12 protein-coding genes and 1 pseudogene are annotated in these 17,294 nt (G+C 55.7%); 10 read left to right on the top strand and 3 right to left on the bottom strand.

The window, feature by feature from the left end; translation table 11 throughout:
* The first annotated feature begins 217 nt into the window (after positions 1 to 217).
* Complete coding sequence (locus tag A0V43_RS13365; RefSeq protein WP_063193304.1) at positions 218 to 1,666, top strand: S41 family peptidase; 1,449 nt, start codon at positions 218 to 220, stop codon at positions 1,664 to 1,666.
* 406 nt (positions 1,667 to 2,072) lie between these two features.
* Here A0V43_RS13365 and A0V43_RS13360 read toward each other — a convergent pair whose 3' ends face one another.
* The 3 genes from A0V43_RS13360 to A0V43_RS13350 form a co-directional block, all read right to left on the bottom strand.
* Positions 2,073 to 3,065: a glycosyltransferase family 2 protein gene (locus A0V43_RS13360; RefSeq protein WP_063193303.1), complete on the bottom strand. Its 993-nt coding sequence runs from the start codon at positions 3,063 to 3,065 to the stop codon at positions 2,073 to 2,075.
* Between the two features lie 16 nt (positions 3,066 to 3,081).
* Complete coding sequence (locus A0V43_RS13355; RefSeq protein ID WP_063193302.1) at positions 3,082 to 4,755, bottom strand: DUF6044 family protein; 1,674 nt, start codon at positions 4,753 to 4,755, stop codon at positions 3,082 to 3,084.
* A 402-nt stretch (positions 4,756 to 5,157) separates the two neighbouring features.
* Positions 5,158 to 5,700, bottom strand: coding sequence for a MerR family transcriptional regulator (locus A0V43_RS13350; protein ID WP_015375808.1), 543 nt, complete (start codon positions 5,698 to 5,700; stop codon positions 5,158 to 5,160).
* Positions 5,701 to 5,918: 218 nt separating this feature from the next.
* On the opposite strand from A0V43_RS13350, the gene A0V43_RS13345 reads away from it, so the two are divergent.
* The 9 genes and pseudogenes from A0V43_RS13345 (at position 5,919) to lgt (ending at position 17,118) form a co-directional block, all read left to right on the top strand.
* On the top strand, positions 5,919 to 7,091 hold the full coding sequence (locus A0V43_RS13345) for a PDZ domain-containing protein (RefSeq protein WP_063193301.1): 1,173 nt from the start codon (positions 5,919 to 5,921) through the stop codon (positions 7,089 to 7,091).
* Between the two features lie 13 nt (positions 7,092 to 7,104).
* Positions 7,105 to 7,329, top strand: a complete 225-nt coding sequence (locus tag A0V43_RS13340) for a CsbA family protein (protein ID WP_063193300.1) — start codon at positions 7,105 to 7,107, stop codon at positions 7,327 to 7,329.
* A 240-nt stretch (positions 7,330 to 7,569) separates the two neighbouring features.
* The gene (gene uvrB, locus A0V43_RS13335) at positions 7,570 to 9,546 is read left to right on the top strand and encodes an excinuclease ABC subunit UvrB (protein WP_063193299.1); all 1,977 of its coding nucleotides are present in this window, start codon (positions 7,570 to 7,572) and stop codon (positions 9,544 to 9,546) included.
* Positions 9,547 to 9,562: 16 nt separating this feature from the next.
* Positions 9,563 to 12,421, top strand: coding sequence for an excinuclease ABC subunit UvrA (gene uvrA, locus A0V43_RS13330; RefSeq protein ID WP_063193872.1), 2,859 nt, complete (start codon positions 9,563 to 9,565; stop codon positions 12,419 to 12,421).
* 119 nt (positions 12,422 to 12,540) lie between these two features.
* Positions 12,541 to 12,867, top strand: coding sequence for a magnetosome magnetite crystal formation protein family (locus A0V43_RS13325; protein ID WP_013146395.1), 327 nt, complete (start codon positions 12,541 to 12,543; stop codon positions 12,865 to 12,867).
* A gap of 112 nt (positions 12,868 to 12,979) precedes the next feature.
* Positions 12,980 to 13,342, top strand: coding sequence for a phage holin family protein (locus tag A0V43_RS13320; protein ID WP_063193298.1), 363 nt, complete (start codon positions 12,980 to 12,982; stop codon positions 13,340 to 13,342).
* Positions 13,343 to 13,709: 367 nt separating this feature from the next.
* Positions 13,710 to 15,073, top strand: a pseudogene (locus A0V43_RS13315) (ISLre2 family transposase).
* Between the two features lie 230 nt (positions 15,074 to 15,303).
* Positions 15,304 to 16,239: an HPr(Ser) kinase/phosphatase gene (gene hprK / locus A0V43_RS13310; RefSeq protein WP_063193297.1), complete on the top strand. Its 936-nt coding sequence runs from the start codon at positions 15,304 to 15,306 to the stop codon at positions 16,237 to 16,239.
* Positions 16,240 to 16,305: 66 nt separating this feature from the next.
* Positions 16,306 to 17,118 (top strand): prolipoprotein diacylglyceryl transferase, encoded by an 813-nt coding sequence (gene lgt / locus A0V43_RS13305; protein ID WP_063193296.1) that lies wholly within the window; start codon positions 16,306 to 16,308, stop codon positions 17,116 to 17,118.
* Positions 17,119 to 17,294: the final 176 nt, after the last annotated feature.

The following is a 17,294-nucleotide window of genomic DNA, read 5'->3' as shown; positions in this document are numbered from 1 at the left end:
CACTAGCATACTCGGTACAAGCCCAACATATGATGAAGATAAAGGCATGGCACGGCGTGAGGCGGTGCTTTTCCTTTTCGTGTTTTGCAAAAGCCGTCAGCGTTGGGGCGGAAGGGATGTTCATTTGCTTCACTGACGGAGGAGCGAGGAGAAAGCCCCCTTCTCGCACCGCAGCAAGCGGTGGGGAAGGTCAAGCATAGGGTGAGGAGGAAGCAACGTGAAAAAATCGACGACGGCCGCATTGATGGCCATATCGATGCTCATTGGGGCGGGAGGGACGTACGCTGGCCTTCAGTTGGCGGACCGCCCGATGGAAGGCTCGCTTTCGACGATTGTTTCGAATGAGCCGTCCAAGTCGACGAACGACAGCGAAGAGATGAAAAAAATCCGGCAAGCTTATGAGCTCATTAAGAATCGGTACGTGGAGAAAGTGGATGAAGAAAAACTGACGGAAGGCGCCATTCAAGGTATGATCAACACGCTCCATGACCCGTATTCCGTCTACATGGATGCGGAAACGACGGAGCAGTTCAACGAGTCGCTCGACTCGTCGTTTGAGGGGATCGGCGCCGAAGTGAGCATGATCGATGGCAAGGTGACGATCGTTGCTCCGATCAAAAACTCGCCGGCGGAAAAAGCGGGTCTGAAGCCGAACGATCAAATTTTGCGCGTCAACGGAGAAAGCCTGGAAGGGCTTGATTTATATGAAGCGGTATTGAAAATCCGCGGCAAGAAAGGAACAACGGTGGAGCTTGACATTTTGCGCCCCGGCGTCAAAAACGTGATGAAAGTCAAAGTCGTCCGCGACGAAATTCCGATTCAGACGGTGTATGACTCGATCAAAACATACAACGGCAAAAAGGCAGGCTATTTGCAAATTACGTCGTTTTCGGAAAACACGGCCGCCGATTTCAAAAAGAAACTGGCGAAGCTTGAAGCCGAACATATTGATGGCTTGATCATCGATGTGCGCGGCAACCCGGGCGGCTATTTGCAAAGCGTTGAGGAAATTTTGAAACAGCTCATCCCGAAAGGCAAACCATATGTGCAAATTGAAGAACGCGATGGCGATCGGCAAAAGTTTTATTCCGATTTAACGGCGAAAAAGCCATACCCGATCGTGGTGCTCATCGACAAAGGAAGCGCATCCGCGTCGGAAATTTTGGCGGGGGCGCTGAAGGAAGCGGGCGGCTACAAGCTGGTCGGCGAGACGACGTTCGGCAAAGGCACAGTGCAGCAGGCGATTCCGATGGGCGACGGCAGCAACATCAAATTGACGTTGTACAAATGGCTGACGCCGGACGGGCATTGGATCCATAAAAAAGGGATCAAGCCGGATGTCGCGGTGGCGCAGCCGGATTATTTCCACGTCGCTCCGCTTCATGTGGAAAAACCGCTTCGGTATGACATGAACGACGAGCAAATCGCCAATGCGCAAAAAATGCTCAAAGGGCTTGGCTTCAACCTGGGCCGCACGGACGGCTACTTCAGCAAAGAAACCGAACAAGCCGTTCAAGCGTTCCAAAAAGCGAATCAGCTGCCGGTTACGGGACGAATCGATGAGACGACGGCGGATGTGCTGCAAACGAAAATCATGGAAGCCGTCCGCGATCCGAACCATGATGTGCAGCTGAAAAAAGCGCTTGGCGTGTTGTTTCCGTCGTAAGCGAGCCGAGGACGATTGATGCTATATACGGTAATCAGAAAGGGTGTCCCGATCTTTCTGGGACACCCTTTCTTTTTATCATCTCTATAGATGCAATTTAAAGCTTTACCATTTTTCGTTTTTACCAGTGATTGCATCCGACTGTCGAGTGACCGAACAACGCCGCTTCCAGACCCATGAATGGGTCTGTGAAGCGAGTCGTTGTTCGATCTTCCAAGCCACAGGCTTGCCTTCGACAGTCGAAAATGGACAAACCACTTTTCCGTCAAGGATATGTTAAACTTCTTCGTTGCATCTATATCGAATCGAAGGAGGCTGCTGCCAGGCCGCAAGTGAAAGCAGGAGATGTTCAAGCGGATCCGATTGATCCGTCCGACCTTTTCGGTTTTGGATCACCTATGCCTTCCTACAGGCGGGCTGGTGTTTTCTCCCTTTCTGATGGAAGCGGCAGCTGCACGGTTTTTTCGACCGCAAACCGCGGCCGCCGTTTCACCTCTTGATAAATTTTGCCGATGTATTCCCCGATGAGGCCGAGGCTCATGAGCACCAGACCGCCGATGAACCAAATGGAGATCATGAGCGACGTCCAGCCTGATTCGGCGTGCCCGAGAAGTTTGCTGATGAGGGCGTACAGCCCGGCCGCACCGCTCGCGAGAAAGGCCAAAAAACCGATGAGCGTAATGGCGCGAATCGGTGCGACGCTTAAGGACGTGATGCCGTCAAAGGCGAAGGCGAGCATCTTTTTGAGTGGGTATTTCGACTGTCCAGCCCACCGCTCATGCCGGTCGTAAAAGACGCACGTCGAGCGGAAGCCCACGAGCGGAACCAACCCGCGCAAAAAGAGATTGACTTCCGTGTAACGGCTCAGTTCATCGAGCGCCCGCTTGCTCATCAGACGGAAATCGGCGTGGTTGTAAATCAGCTCGATTCCGATGGCCCTCATGAACCGATAAAAGGCTTGGGCGGTCGTACGCTTGAACCACGTGTCTGTCTTTCGGCTCCGCCGCACGCCATACACGATGTCATATCCTTCGCGGTATTTTTGCACAAATTCGCGGATCGCCTCCACATCGTCTTGCAAATCGGCGTCAATGGACACGGCGCAATCGGCGTACGCGCGAACGGTTTCGAGCCCAGCGAGCAGCGCCCGCTGATGGCCGACGTTGCGCGCGAGCTTGATGCCCGCCACGAAAGGATTTCGCTCGCTTTCTTCTTCAATGAGCGCCCATGTCCGGTCGCGGCTGCCGTCGTCGACAAACACGATATGGCTGCCGATGGCGATTGCTCCTTCTTCGAGCAGCTGCTCAAGCAAAGCGGTCAGCCGCCGGGCCGTTTCCGGCAGCACTTCTTCTTCGTTGTAGCATGGGACGACGATGGCTAACAATGGTTTGTCCACCATGTTTCTTGCCTCCTTTTCACTCCACTTCGTATACATAAATTTTCCAGATTGACTGTCGATCGGTGAACGCCCGCAAGAAGCGGAGATGGATGTCGCGGGCGTTTTCGATCGGGACGGAGGAAAAAATGTACTTGCCGCCAAGCTGTTTGAACGCCTTGGTGTCGATCTCGAAATGACGGATGACCTTATGCGAGCGTTTCGTGAACATGTAATGTTTCCCGAGCTCTGCCGAAAACAAATAGACGCGGTTGCCCCAATGATCGAAATAATCTTTCAACACCGGGCTTTTATCCAGTTCTTTCGCAATGATGCGGCGAAACTTCCGCTTATACGATAACGGGTAAAAATTGTTGTACGTATCGAGCGTATAAAACCCGTTGTATTGAGCGATGGCCGGGTGAAGCCCAACGCTGGCGACGCGGTAGGACGATACCGGCTTGCCGATGTATTGCTTGATTTTGGTAAATAAATGTTCGGAATAAAACTGCTCGAACGACGGCGTGCCAGCGAGGCGATAGCGGATTTCCTCGTTAAACCCGCCAAGCAAAAGCAGCTGCAGCGCCAAGGCGATCGGCACGAGGCGCCGCCATGCGGTCCGTTCCTTGGCTAAGATTTGCAAGGCCAAGGCAAAATCGACGTAAATGACCATCGGCCGCAAAAAATGGAAGCGGGCGAAATTGAACGTATTCAAAAGGGAAATCCGTTCTTTCAGCGGCTGCCACCCTTTGTAAAACCAAAACGCATACCAAGCCGATAAGGCGATGTTCAACCAAAACAGCAAAAGGAAGCGCCGCTCCAATGGCCCGCGCTGACGGCGGCGCAAAACGAGAAAAAACGCCGCCCAAAGCACCGGCAAGATGATCGGCCCATGGACGGTCATCACATGTGTATGGCCGAGCACATAGTTTTTCAACGTCAACCGAAGGCAGTGGACGAAGCTGAGCCGCGAGGAGAGGAACTCGTTCCGGCTCGTCGGTTCGCCGCTGAAGACAAGCGAGTACACGAGGCGGTACTCGATGGCCAAAAACAAGCCTGTCATCAGGGCGATCGCGGCGAAAAACCGCTTGTTCCACTGCTTGCGGACAACGCCGTCAAACAGCCACACCGCCGCCATCGCGGCGAGGAAAAAGAAAAATCCGAGCACAAAGCTGGCGTAAAACGGAAGCAAGATGATCGCAAGCCATTCTTTCCATGTCGCTTCTCCGTTGCGGATCGACAGAAACGCCCAAAGCGCCAGCGGCATGCCGAGCGTGCTTAACATGCCGGACGGCCAAAACGGTGTCAGCGCAAAAGCAAGCGCCGCCCCGACGCGAATGAGCCATGATTCCGGTGAAGGCAAAAAGTGGCGCCTGAGCAGCCAATACATACCCAAAAAGGCGAATACCCTCGTGATCGTCTGGCTGAGCGCGTACGCCACCATGGAGGGAAACAAAGCGTGCAGCCACACGATGCCGCTGAATTCTGTGCCGAAGGCGTTGCGCGGCAACCCGTTGATCACTTGCGGGATGACGGCATCGATTGGGCCAAATAGTTGGCCGCTGCGAACGAGCACGCGATACCAGGCGATGTTCGAATCCATATTGTCGTGCACGCGAATATGGGCGTGTTCGCCTAACATGTACAGCGGAGAAAGGTAGAGAGCCAATACGATGAACGCGATGGCGACCGCTTTTCGTTCTCTTTGTTCCATCTCGCGCGCCCTCCTTTCCCATACGGGAAGATTGCACAACATGATCCATTATAAACCGCTGCGATTAAAAGAGAATAAAAAAATCGTAAAGAAATAGTGAAGAAGAAAAACAAAAAGGCTTATCACCACAACACGTACTTGACAAGCAAGGCGTTTTTGGATCCGCTATATAGCTCAAACATGGATGGACTGATTTTTCTTTATGCGCGTGAGTAAGACATAATTGGAAACCGTCCAGGACAACTTTAGGATGAACAGCCATAAAAAAAGAAAGTGTCCCAACGCCCAATGGTGCACCGTTTATGACCACCATCATATACGCGTGAAACACCTTCACAAAATGATCGATCATCTTTTCTTGAAAGGGCGACGATCTTTTCGGTCCAACCTGCATGAAACCCGTCAGGCAAACAGCCCCATCACGCGCCTAAAGCCGCGCCGTTTTCGTTTCGCTTCTTTCGGCGGTTCATGCGGGGATGGGGGCCGGGTGTTCAACTGCTGTTCAAGACGGGCGACCGTTTGCTCCAGCACGGCGAGGCGGGCGGCGATTTCCTCCATTTCTTGACGGTGATGCAACAGTTGAATGGAGACAACATCATCCGCTTTTTGTTCCAATTGTTGCTCGAGTTCATCCAAACGCGAGGAGACGCGGTCCATTTCCGGTTCGATATATTCTTGGAACAGAGCGTGAATGGGAACGTTTGGCGGCGTTGTGGAAGAACGGCTAGAGGCCGGCGGTGCTTCGGGTGTTGCTTCTGGCGGCGCTTCCATGGCGGCGCCTTGTTCAAATTTAACCCGTTCGAGCAAGGCGACCGTTTTTTCATCAAACAAGTAGTGGCCGGCCTCGTTTCTCCGCAACGGAATGTCGTATTTGCGCACCCAGCGCTGGATCGTTTTCGGCGATACACCAAGGCGAGCAGCGACGTCGGACGTTTTCAATTCCATCGTTTCACTCCTCCTTGTTTCGTCTTGTTTATCCTTTTTCCTCTGCATCTTTGAAAATCCTTCCCAGCCGACAAAACTAGTGTTGATTCGGCAAAGAAAGTGGAAAACAGCGAAGATTCGCCATTGGCGAAAAAAGATGGCTGTGGGCATGGGAATTGGCCATGCCATTTGGTAGAATAGAAGATAAAGAATGATGAACGACGCAAGGGGTGAAGCGGATGGCAACATGGTGGCTGGAATGGCTTGAGGGCGTCGCGTCGGTTTGGCGGCAGCCGCTTCTTTATTATGGCGCCGCGCTCGCTTTGGCCGTCGGTTGGCGGCGGGTGAAGCGGGAGCGCCGCGATTTTCATGTGCGCGTCTACAGCCTATGGCAAGAGTGGCGCGGGCTTTGGACGAAGGGATGGATGGCTGGAGCGATGTTGTCGGCGGCGGCCGTCGGCATCGGGATCACGGTGCCGCAGGAAGCGGTTTGGACGGTGACGGTGCTGACGGTGCTCTTTAGCTTGACGATGGAAGCGCGGTTGTTGTCGCCTGCTTATCCAGTTGGCGGCGCGCTTCTCGTGTTCGGTTTGGCGGAGAGAAGCGGCGCGTTGTCCCGCTGGCTTCCCGATGGCATGGCGGCGGCGCCGGCTTTGGCGGTGTGGCTTGCGTTGCTTTTGTTTTCGGAAGGATGGCTCATCATTCGCACGCGAAACGAGGCGGCCTCGCCGCAGCTTGCGAAAAGCAAGCGGGGGATGACGGTCGGCCTGCAATGGACGCAGCGTCTTTGGTTTGTGCCGGTTGTGCTGCCCGTATCAGGCGGCGCGCTGCCTCCGGCTTCCTGGTGGCCGCTCGTTTCGCCGGGAGACGGCTATTCATTTTGGCTCGTGCCGTTTCTTCTCGGCTTTTCCCAGCGCCGCCAGCACATGCTGCCGGCGGAAGCGGCGCGCGCGGAGGGGCGGCTTGTTGTTCGGCTGGCGTTCGTTGTCGCCCTATTGGCTGCTTCCGGTATATGGTATCCACCGCTGGCGGTGGCGGCGGGGGCTATGGCCATCATCGGCCGCGAATGGATCGCGTTTTCCGGGCATCGCGCCGACCGCGCCCGCCCGCCCCGCTTTGCCCGCCATCAGCACGGCTTGGTGATTGTCGGCGTGCTTCCCGGCTCGAAAGCGGAAAAAATGGGGCTTTCGATCGGGGAAGTCATCATCAAAACAAACGGCGCCCCGGTGCGGAGTGAAACCGAGTTTTACGAGGCGCTCCAACGCAACCGCGCATTCTGCAAGTTGGATGTCGTAGGACATAACGGCGAAGTCCGTTTCGTCCAAGGGGCGCTCTATGAGGATGAGCATCATGAACTCGGGCTGCTGTTCGTCCGTGATCGGAACGCATCAGCGTCTGAAGCTGTTTCGTAAAGGAGAATGGATCATGTGGTTTTTGGCGGCACTCATCATTCCGTGCCTATTGGTGCTGTTGTTTGCGCGGGTGACGTACAATCGGTACATTGCTGTGCTGTTGACTGTTGCGCTGCTTGTCGCTTCCTACTTGAAAGGCTATACGGACGAGCTACATGAAATCGTCGCTGACATTGCATCGACGATCGCCGGCTTTCTTTGGGCCGGCCGCATGCTCGACCATCTGAAGCAAAAATGAAGCGGCGTTGTCGGTTCAACCGTCTGTTTTTGGAAAAAGGCATCGTCGGCTGAACCTCGGATTGTCGAAACGGAACGGAGCGAAGACGCGGACCTTGGGCATGAATGGGTCCGCTTTTTCGCGTTAGGGGAATGGAAAATGCTGTGCAGAATGGTGCGAATATGAGTTCGCATTTTTGATGCATGGATCATCACGATGTGATACAATGGGGAAAGATGGTACGAAGGAGGAGGCGAAACGGTGGAGGGCCGTTTTCAATTAGTGTCGCCATACGAACCGCAAGGCGATCAGCCGCAGGCGATCGCCAAGCTCGTTGACGGTTTGCAGCTTGGGGTGAAGCATCAAACGCTGCTTGGGGCGACGGGGACGGGCAAAACGTTTACGATCTCGAACGTGATCGCCCAAGTCAACAAACCGACGCTTGTCATCGCCCACAACAAAACGCTCGCTGGCCAATTGTACAGCGAGCTGAAAGAGTTTTTCCCGCACAACGCCGTCGAATATTTTGTCAGCTATTACGATTACTACCAGCCGGAAGCGTATGTGCCGCAGACGGATACGTACATTGAAAAAGACGCGAAAATCAACGATGAAATCGACAAATTGCGGCACTCGGCGACATCAGCCTTGTTTGAGCGCCGGGATGTGATTATCGTTGCGAGCGTGTCGTGCATTTACGGTTTAGGGTCGCCGGAAGAATATCGGGAGCTCGTCGTCTCGCTGCGCGTTGGGATGGAAATCGAGCGCAACGCGTTGCTTCGGCGGCTCGTTGACATCCAATACGACCGCAATGACATCGATTTTCGCCACGGCACGTTCCGCGTCCGCGGCGATGTTGTCGAAATTTTCCCCGCGTCGCGCGATGAACATTGCATTCGCGTCGAATTTTTCGGCGATGAAATCGAGCGCATCCGCGAGGTGGACGCCTTAACCGGCGAGGTGCTCGGCGAGCGCGAGCATGTCGCCATTTTCCCGGCGTCGCACTTCGTGACGCGCGAGGAGAAAATGCGGCTCGCCATTCAAAACATCGAACAAGAGCTTGAGGAGCGGCTTGCCGAACTGCGCGCGCAAGGGAAGCTTTTGGAGGCGCAGCGGCTTGAGCAGCGGACGCGCTATGACCTTGAAATGATGCGCGAGATGGGCTTTTGTTCAGGCATCGAAAACTACTCGCGCCATTTGGCGCTGCGGCCGCCGGGGTCGACGCCGTATACATTGCTTGACTATTTTCCGGACGATTTTTTGATCATCGTGGATGAGTCGCACGTCACCTTGCCGCAGCTGCGCGGCATGTACAACGGTGACCGGGCGCGCAAGCAAGTGCTTGTCGACCACGGCTTCCGTCTGCCGTCGGCGCTTGACAACCGGCCGCTCACGTTTGAAGAGTTCGAGCAAAAAATCAATCAAATTATTTACGTCTCGGCGACGCCGGGGCCGTATGAGCTCGAGCACAGCCCGGGCGTTGTCGAACAAATCATCCGCCCGACCGGGCTTCTTGACCCAACGATCGACGTCCGTCCGACGAAAGGGCAAATCGACGATTTGATCGGCGAAATTCATGAGCGCGTCGAGCGGAACGAGCGGACGTTGGTGACGACGCTGACGAAAAAGATGGCGGAGGATTTGACCGATTATTTGAAAGAAGCGGGGATCAAGGTGGCGTATTTGCATTCGGAAATTAAGACGCTCGAGCGCATTGAAATCATCCGCGATTTGCGGCTCGGCAAATACGATGTACTGGTCGGCATCAACTTGCTTCGCGAAGGGCTCGACATCCCAGAAGTGTCGCTTGTCGCCATTTTGGACGCCGACAAAGAAGGGTTTTTGCGCTCGGAGCGCTCGCTCATCCAGACGATCGGCCGGGCGGCGCGCAACGCGAACGGCCATGTGATCATGTACGCCGATACGATCACGAAATCGATGGAAATCGCCATTCAAGAGACGAAGCGGCGCCGCACGATTCAAGAAGAGTACAACCGAAAGCACGGCATCGTGCCGCGCACGGTGAAAAAGGAGATTCGCGACGTCATCCGCGCGACGTATGCGGCGGAAGAGACGGAGATGTACGAGGCAAAGCCGGGGGCAGCGATGACGAAACAAGAGCGGGAAGAGCTGATTCGAAAGCTCGAAGCGGAAATGAAAGAGGCGGCCAAAGCGCTCGACTTCGAGCGGGCCGCCCAGCTGCGCGATATCATTTTCGAATTGAAAGCGGAAGGGTGATGGCCGGGTGAACGGAATGGATAAAATTATCGTCAAAGGGGCGCGCGCCCACAACTTGAAAAACATTGACGTCGAAATCCCGCGCGGCAAGCTCGTCGTCTTGACCGGGCTGTCCGGGTCGGGGAAGTCGTCGCTGGCGTTTGATACGATTTACGCGGAAGGCCAGCGGCGCTACGTCGAATCGCTGTCGGCGTATGCCCGCCAGTTTTTAGGGCAGATGGAAAAACCGGACGTCGATGCGATTGAAGGATTGTCGCCGGCCATTTCGATCGATCAAAAAACGACGAGCCGCAACCCGCGCTCAACCGTCGGCACGGTGACGGAAATTTACGACTACTTGCGGCTTCTATTCGCCCGCATCGGCCGCCCCATTTGCCCGACGCACGGCATTGAAATCCAATCGCAGACGATCGAGCAAATGGTCGACCGGCTGCTTGCTTACCCGGAGCGGACGAAAATGCAAATTTTGGCGCCGATCGTCTCGGGAAAAAAAGGGACGCACGCCAAGACATTGGAGGATATTCGCAAACAAGGGTATGTGCGCGTCCGCATTGACGGCGAGATGCGCGAGTTGACGGAGGACATTGAGCTTGAAAAAAACAAAAAACATTCGATTGATGTCGTCGTCGACCGCATCATCATCAAAGACGGCATCGCATCAAGGCTTGCCGATTCGCTTGAGACGGCGCTGAAGCTCGCCGACGGCAAAGTGGTCGTTGACGTGATCGGCGAGGGGGAGCTGCTGTTCAGCGAAAAGCACGCTTGTCCGTACTGCGGCTTTTCGATCGGGGAGCTTGAACCGCGTCTGTTTTCGTTCAACAGTCCATTCGGCGCTTGCCCGGACTGCGACGGGCTCGGGGTGAAGCTCGAAGTGGATCTCGATTTGGTCATCCCGAACGATGAGCTGACGTTAAAAGAACACGCCATCGCTCCGTGGGAGCCGCAAAGCTCGCAATATTACCCGCAGCTGCTCGAAGCCGTGTGCCGCCATTACGGCATCCCGATGGACGTGCCGGTGAAGGATTTGCCGAAAGAGCAGCTCGATAAAATTTTGTACGGCAGCGGCGGAGAGCCGATTTATTTCCGCTATACGAATGATTTCGGGCAAGTGCGCGAACAATACATCGCATTTGAAGGCGTCATTCCGAACGTCGAACGCCGCTATCGCGAGACGAGCTCGGACTACATCCGTGAGCAGATGGAAAAGTATATGGCGGAACAACCATGTCCGACATGCCAAGGCTACCGGCTGAAAAAAGAAAGCCTCGCCGTCCTTGTCGGCGGCAAGCATATCGGCGAGGTCACCGCCATGTCGGTGACCGAGGCGCTCGCCTTTTTTGACGGGCTCGAGCTGACCGAAAAAGAGGCGCAAATCGCCCGTCTTATTTTGCGTGAAATTCGCGACCGGCTCGGTTTTTTGCAAAACGTCGGCCTCGACTATTTGACGCTCAGCCGCTCAGCAGGAACGCTCTCCGGCGGCGAGGCGCAGCGCATCCGCTTGGCGACGCAAATCGGCTCGCGGCTGACGGGGGTGCTGTACGTGCTCGACGAGCCGTCGATCGGGCTTCATCAGCGCGACAACGACCGGCTGATCGCGACGTTGAAAAGCATGCGCGACCTCGGCAATACGCTCATTGTGGTGGAGCACGACGAGGATACCATGCTGGCCGCGGACTATTTGATTGACATTGGTCCGGGGGCGGGCATCCACGGCGGCGAGGTCGTCGCCGCCGGCACGCCGGAAGAGGTGATGGACAATCCGAACTCGCTCACCGGCCAGTATTTATCGGGGAAAAAATTCATCTCGATTCCGGCCGAACGACGTCGACCAGACGGGCGCTGGCTTGAGGTCATCGGCGCGCGCGAGCATAACTTGAAAAACGTATCGGTGAACATCCCGCTCGGCACGTTTGTCGCTGTCACCGGGGTGTCGGGCTCGGGCAAAAGCACGCTCGTGAACGAAGTGTTGTATAAGGCGCTGGCGCAAAAGCTGCACCGGGCGAAAGCAAAGCCGGGCGAGCACCGCGACATTCGCGGGCTGGAGCATCTCGATAAAGTCATTGACATCGACCAGTCGCCGATCGGCCGCACGCCACGCTCGAACCCGGCGACGTACACCGGGGTGTTTGACGACATCCGCGACGTGTTTGCCTCGACGAACGAAGCGAAAGTGCGCGGCTACAAAAAAGGGCGGTTCAGCTTCAATGTCAAAGGCGGGCGCTGCGAGGCGTGCCATGGCGATGGGATCATCAAAATTGAGATGCACTTTTTGCCGGACGTGTACGTCCCGTGCGAAGTGTGCCACGGCAAACGGTACAACCGCGAGACGCTCGAGGTGACGTATAAAGGAAAAAACATCGCCGATGTCTTGGACATGACGGTCGAAGATGCGCTCGACTTTTTCGCCTCGATCCCGAAAATCAAACGCAAGCTCGAGACGCTCTATGACGTCGGGCTTGGGTATATGAAGCTCGGCCAGCCGGCGACGACACTCTCGGGCGGCGAGGCGCAGCGCGTCAAGCTCGCCGCGGAGCTTCACCGCCGCTCCAACGGCCGGACGCTCTACATTTTGGACGAGCCGACGACCGGGCTTCATGTCGATGACATCGCCCGGCTGCTCGACGTGCTCCATCGGCTCGTCGACAACGGCGATACCGTGCTTGTCATCGAACATAACTTGGACGTCATCAAAACCGCGGACTATATCATTGACTTAGGTCCGGAAGGCGGCGACCGCGGCGGACAAATCGTCGCCGTCGGCACGCCGGAAGAGGTGGCCGAGGTGAAGGAGTCGCACACCGGCCGCTACTTGAAACCGATTCTCGAGCGCGACCGGGCGCGCATGCAGGCGCAATATGAAGCGGCGAAGGCGTAAAGGCCTTGGCCGCTTTGGCATATGGGAGACGGCCGCTTTTGAAAAGAGAAAAAGGAAACTTTTCCAAGCCGCGGTCGTATATACAAGGTAAAAGAACCTTATGGAAAGGGGATTTCCGCTTGTCGACGAACAAAGTGTTATCCGCGCTTTGTTATTTCAGCGTCTTTTTTGCGCCGTTCATTTTGCCGATTGTCGTCTATTTTGTCGTGGAGGATGTGGAAGTGAAACATCATGCGAAGCGGTCGCTCGTGTCGCATTTGATTCCGGCCGTTACGATCCTCTTGTTCATTGCGTTAGCCGCGTCGCCGGTGCTGTTCGGCCATTGGGGCGAGGAATCGCTTCTTTTTGGCGGCGGGCTCGTCTGGCTTGGGTTCCTCGTTGCTGGGGCGGTGAATCTCGTTGTCATCGTTTGGAATGTCATAAAAGGGATTCAAGTGTTAAAATAAGAGAAAGCGTCCGTTTGCCGGCGATGCCGCGCGAGCAGCGAACCGCCCCGCATGGAGCCTGCAAGAAGGCATTGACCGGCGGGCGCGAGACTCGAATAAAGATGGTGATGGGATGCTCAATTGGCTGATCGGTGTGTTGATCAATACGGTGCTGCTCATGGCGATTGACGGCTATTTTGACGATATTCACTTCAGCGGCATCGGCGCGGCGTTTTTGGCGAGCGTCATTTTGGCGGTGCTCAACGCCGTCGTCCGCCCGGTGCTCATCTTGTTGACGCTGCCGGTGACCGTGTTGACGCTTGGATTGTTTTTGTTTGTCATTAACGCCATCACGCTCATGATGACCGCCGCGCTGATGGGTGATGCGTTTCAAATCGGCGGCTTTGGCACGGCGCTGCTCGCCTCAATCGTCTTGTCGTTTTTCCACCTGCTCGTGCAAAAAGCGGTGATCGAGCCGCTGCGCAACCGGTCGTAACGGGGCGTGATCCATTGGAAGGCCGGTGGCGCCATGGTTTTCCGTGATCGTGTGAAAAGATGGCGAATGCGGCAAGGGGTTGCAATGGGAGAAACGATGCGGTGAAGATCGTTTCGGTTTGATGTGTTTGGCTTGATCGGGACGGGGGAGCCGTCCCTCTTTTGTTTCTGCGGAATGGTGTGAGTAAAATATTTGTGGGTGACATTTCGACATGATCCCCGACGAGGGTTGCGAACTTTTGTTCGCGACGCTCGTCGGGGCCACCAAGCGAAGCGCGGTAGAACAAGCAAATGTCATGCAAAAAGGACTCTCTCCCTGCTATGATGGTGATTGTCAACATCAACCGAAAACAGGAGGGAGAGAGTCCATGAAACATCTTACCACAGAATGGCCTTTATTAAAAGAGTTGGAGGAACAATTGTTGAGAACTCTTCAAAAGGTGTTCGCTGTCTTGTTGGCGGCCCTTTTGGAGGAGATCGATCAACAACTGGCGGAAGCGCGGGACAAGCGCCGGTATCAGCTGAAAGACAAACGGCTGACTACGATCCAAACGCTGTTTGGGGAAGTGACGTTCCGCCGGAACTACTACTATGATCGACAAACGGGGGCGTATACGTTCTTGCTGGATGCCGAACTGGGCTTTGATGGAGCGCAGTCGATCAGCCCTTGCCTCGAGGAAACGGCGGTCGAGTTGGCCGTCGAGTGCTCTTCCTACCGCAAAGCGGCTCGCACGCTGGAGTCGATCGTGGGGTATGCGGTCCTCAGCCACGAGGCGATTCGCCAACTGGTGCTGGAGGCCCCTGTCTCGCTGCATCACCCTGTTTCCAAACGGCACGGCCGGGTGCTGTTTGTGGAGGCCGATGGACTGTTTATTTCCCGCCAGGGGAAAGGGAAACGGGCGAAAGAAGAGAAAATCCTGGCGGTTCACGAGGGATGGAGACGAAACGGGTCGCAGCTTGAGCTGGTGAACCGGCGCCACTACCTCCATGAAGGGACGGGGACGTGTGGGAACGGTTTGAGGAGTGGCTGATGAAGGAATATGCCTATGATCCGTGCCAAGACCTATTGGTCATCAACGGCGACGCGGCGTCGTGGATCACGGCCTGCCGGGAGTATTTTGGGAAGCGGGCGTGCTTTCAGCTGGATCGATTTCATGTGGCGCGGGAGCTGCGTCAGTGTCTGTCCGGCCATCCGCGTTGGCGGGAGGTGCGGAAGAAGCTGGCGAAACAAGATGAAGAAGGGCTTCTCGTGGAGCTGAACAGCGCGGTCGGCACGTTGGAGGACGAAGCGAAAGAGAAGCAGCTGGCTGCCATGATCCGCCGGATCGAGTCGATGCCGGGATGCATCCGGGACTATCGGGGGTGGCTGTCGGAGCAAGGGGTGGAGACGACCGGCATGCGTCCGATGGGCCATGCGGAGAGTGTGATGAGCCGATTTGCGCATCGGGTGAAATCCCGCCGCAGCTGGAAAGACCAAGGGCTTCGGGCGTTTCTGAGGGCGATGGCAGCCCGAATCGACGGGATCCGGTGGAGAAAGGGGCCGTTGGAGGCAGAAGAGCTCCAGTCGGCCGTCTCGGCCTCAACAAAGTCCAAGCGGATCGAACAGGCCAAACGGAAGGCCGGACGGTTGTGGATGGATGTGGTGCGTCAGAATATACCGTGTCTGCAACAGTCATCCGGGACGCCGATCCATCAAGCGTTGTCGGCGCTCCGGGATGGTGGTTGGGTGTAAAAAAATGGAATATCGTATCATCGCCTCAAGATGAGGGATGAGAGTCCGAAAGCGCTTACGATATGAATTCCTGAAAATGGTTCGCTAACTAGTGATTGACAACGCTCGTAGTGAATCGAAAAAATGTTCTCCACAAAGTCTTGACTGACTCTGCGGAATGTTTTCCATTCAACGGCGGAACGAAACGTGTTACAATGGAAAAAGATGAAGAAAGGGGAGAAAGGCGACGTATGCCAAAAGTGCGGACGAAAGACATCATTGAACAGTTCCAGCTCGAGCTCGTGAGCGGCGCGGAAGGCATTTACCGCCCGATTACGACAAGCGATTTGTCGCGGCCGGGGATTGAAATGGCCGGCTATTTCGCCTATTACCCGGCGGAGCGTCTGCAGCTGCTCGGACGGACGGAGCTGTCGTTTTATGAAACGTTGACGCCGGAAGAAAAAAAGTCGCGGATGGAACGGCTTTGCACCGACATTACGCCGGGGATCATCGTCTCACGTGGACTTGAGGTGCCGCCGGAGCTGATCGAAGCGTCGGAGCGCCAGTCGGTGCCGGTCATGCGCTCGACGATGAAAACGACCCGCCTGTCAAGCCGATTGACAAACTATTTGGAAAGCAAGCTCGCCCCCACCACCGCGGTGCACGGGGTGCTCGTTGATGTGTACGGCGTCGGCGTATTGATTACAGGCAAAAGCGGCGTCGGCAAAAGCGAAACGGCGCTGGAGCTCGTCAAACGCGGCCATCGGTTGGTCGCCGACGACTGTGTGGAAATCCGCCAAGAAGATGAAGATACGCTCGTCGGCAGTGCGCCGGAGCTGATCGAGCATCTGCTTGAAATTCGCGGGCTCGGCATCATCAACATGATGACGCTGTTCGGCGCAGGGGCGGTGCGGACGCATAAGCGCATTTCGCTTGTCATTGATTTGGAGTTGTGGGACCCGGAAAAGCAATATGACCGGCTTGGGTTGGAAGAAGAAAAAGTGAAAATTTTGGATACCGAATTGCCGAAACTGACGATTCCGGTTCGTCCGGGCCGCAACTTGGCGGTCATCGTTGAAGTGGCGGCGATGAACTTCCGGCTGAAACGGATGGGGGTCAATGCGGCCGAGGAGTTTTCGGCGCGATTGAGCGACGCCATCGAAGACGGCGCGCACGATTACGACTGATCGGCGGCGTTTCTTGCGTCAAAGGAATGGATCTCGTTTGGGCATGAAGCAGAGGAGGGAAACACGATGGACTCAACGATTCAGCCGCTCGACCGCGTGTTTTTGCACCTTGGCCCGATTACGATTTATTGGTACGGGGTCATTATCGGCACGGGCGTTTTGATCGGCTTGTGGCTTGCGACGCGCGAAGCGGTGCGGCGCGGCTTGCCGAAAGAGACGTTTGTCGATTTGGTGCTGTTCGCCGTGCCGATCGCCATTGTGTGCGCGCGGGCGTATTACGTGCTGTTTGAATGGCACTATTATTCAAAGCATTTGTCCGAGATTCCAAAAGTTTGGCAAGGCGGCCTCGCCATTCACGGCGGTTTGATCGGGGCGGTGGCGACGGGCGTCGTGTTTGCCCGCGTGCGCGGGCTGTCGTTTTGGAAGCTCGCCGACATTGCCGCGCCGAGCATCATTTTAGGCCAGGCGATCGGGCGTTGGGGCAACTTCATGAACCAAGAGGCGCACGGCGGCCCTGTGTCGCGCCAGTTTCTTGAAAATTTGCATTTGCCGGATTGGATCATCAACCAAATGTACATTGACGGGCGCTATTGGCATCCGACGTTTTTGTACGAGTCGCTTTGGAATTTGGCCGGCTTTTGTCTTTTGCTTTGGCTTCGGCGCGTCAACTTGCGGCGCGGCGAGCTGTTTTTGTCGTATTTGATTTGGTATTCCGTCGGCCGCTTTTGGATTGAAGGGATGCGCACCGACAGCTTGATGCTCGCCGGCAGCCTGCGCGCGGCGCAAGTGGTGTCCGTGACGCTCATTGTTTTGTCTGTGGCGCTTTGGATCGTGCGCCGGGCGAAAGGCTGGGCGGACGCGCGCTATCGGGATGAATAGCCGTTAGAGGCGGCGAAACGCTTCGGACTTGTTCGGTTTGCGGGAAACCACGATGAATGAAGCTGCTTCGCCGCCGCGCTTCTTAATGGGAACAACCGTGTTGGGAGCCGCATTCCCTCTTTTTTAGGTTGGCCTGGGGCGAATTAAAAAGATGCTTGTGCGCGGCATCAAGAGAA

Source organism: Geobacillus sp. JS12 (genome assembly GCF_001592395.1).
GTDB lineage: Bacteria > Bacillota > Bacilli > Bacillales > Anoxybacillaceae > Geobacillus > Geobacillus zalihae.
This window is presented reverse-complemented; position numbering and strand designations above follow the sequence as displayed.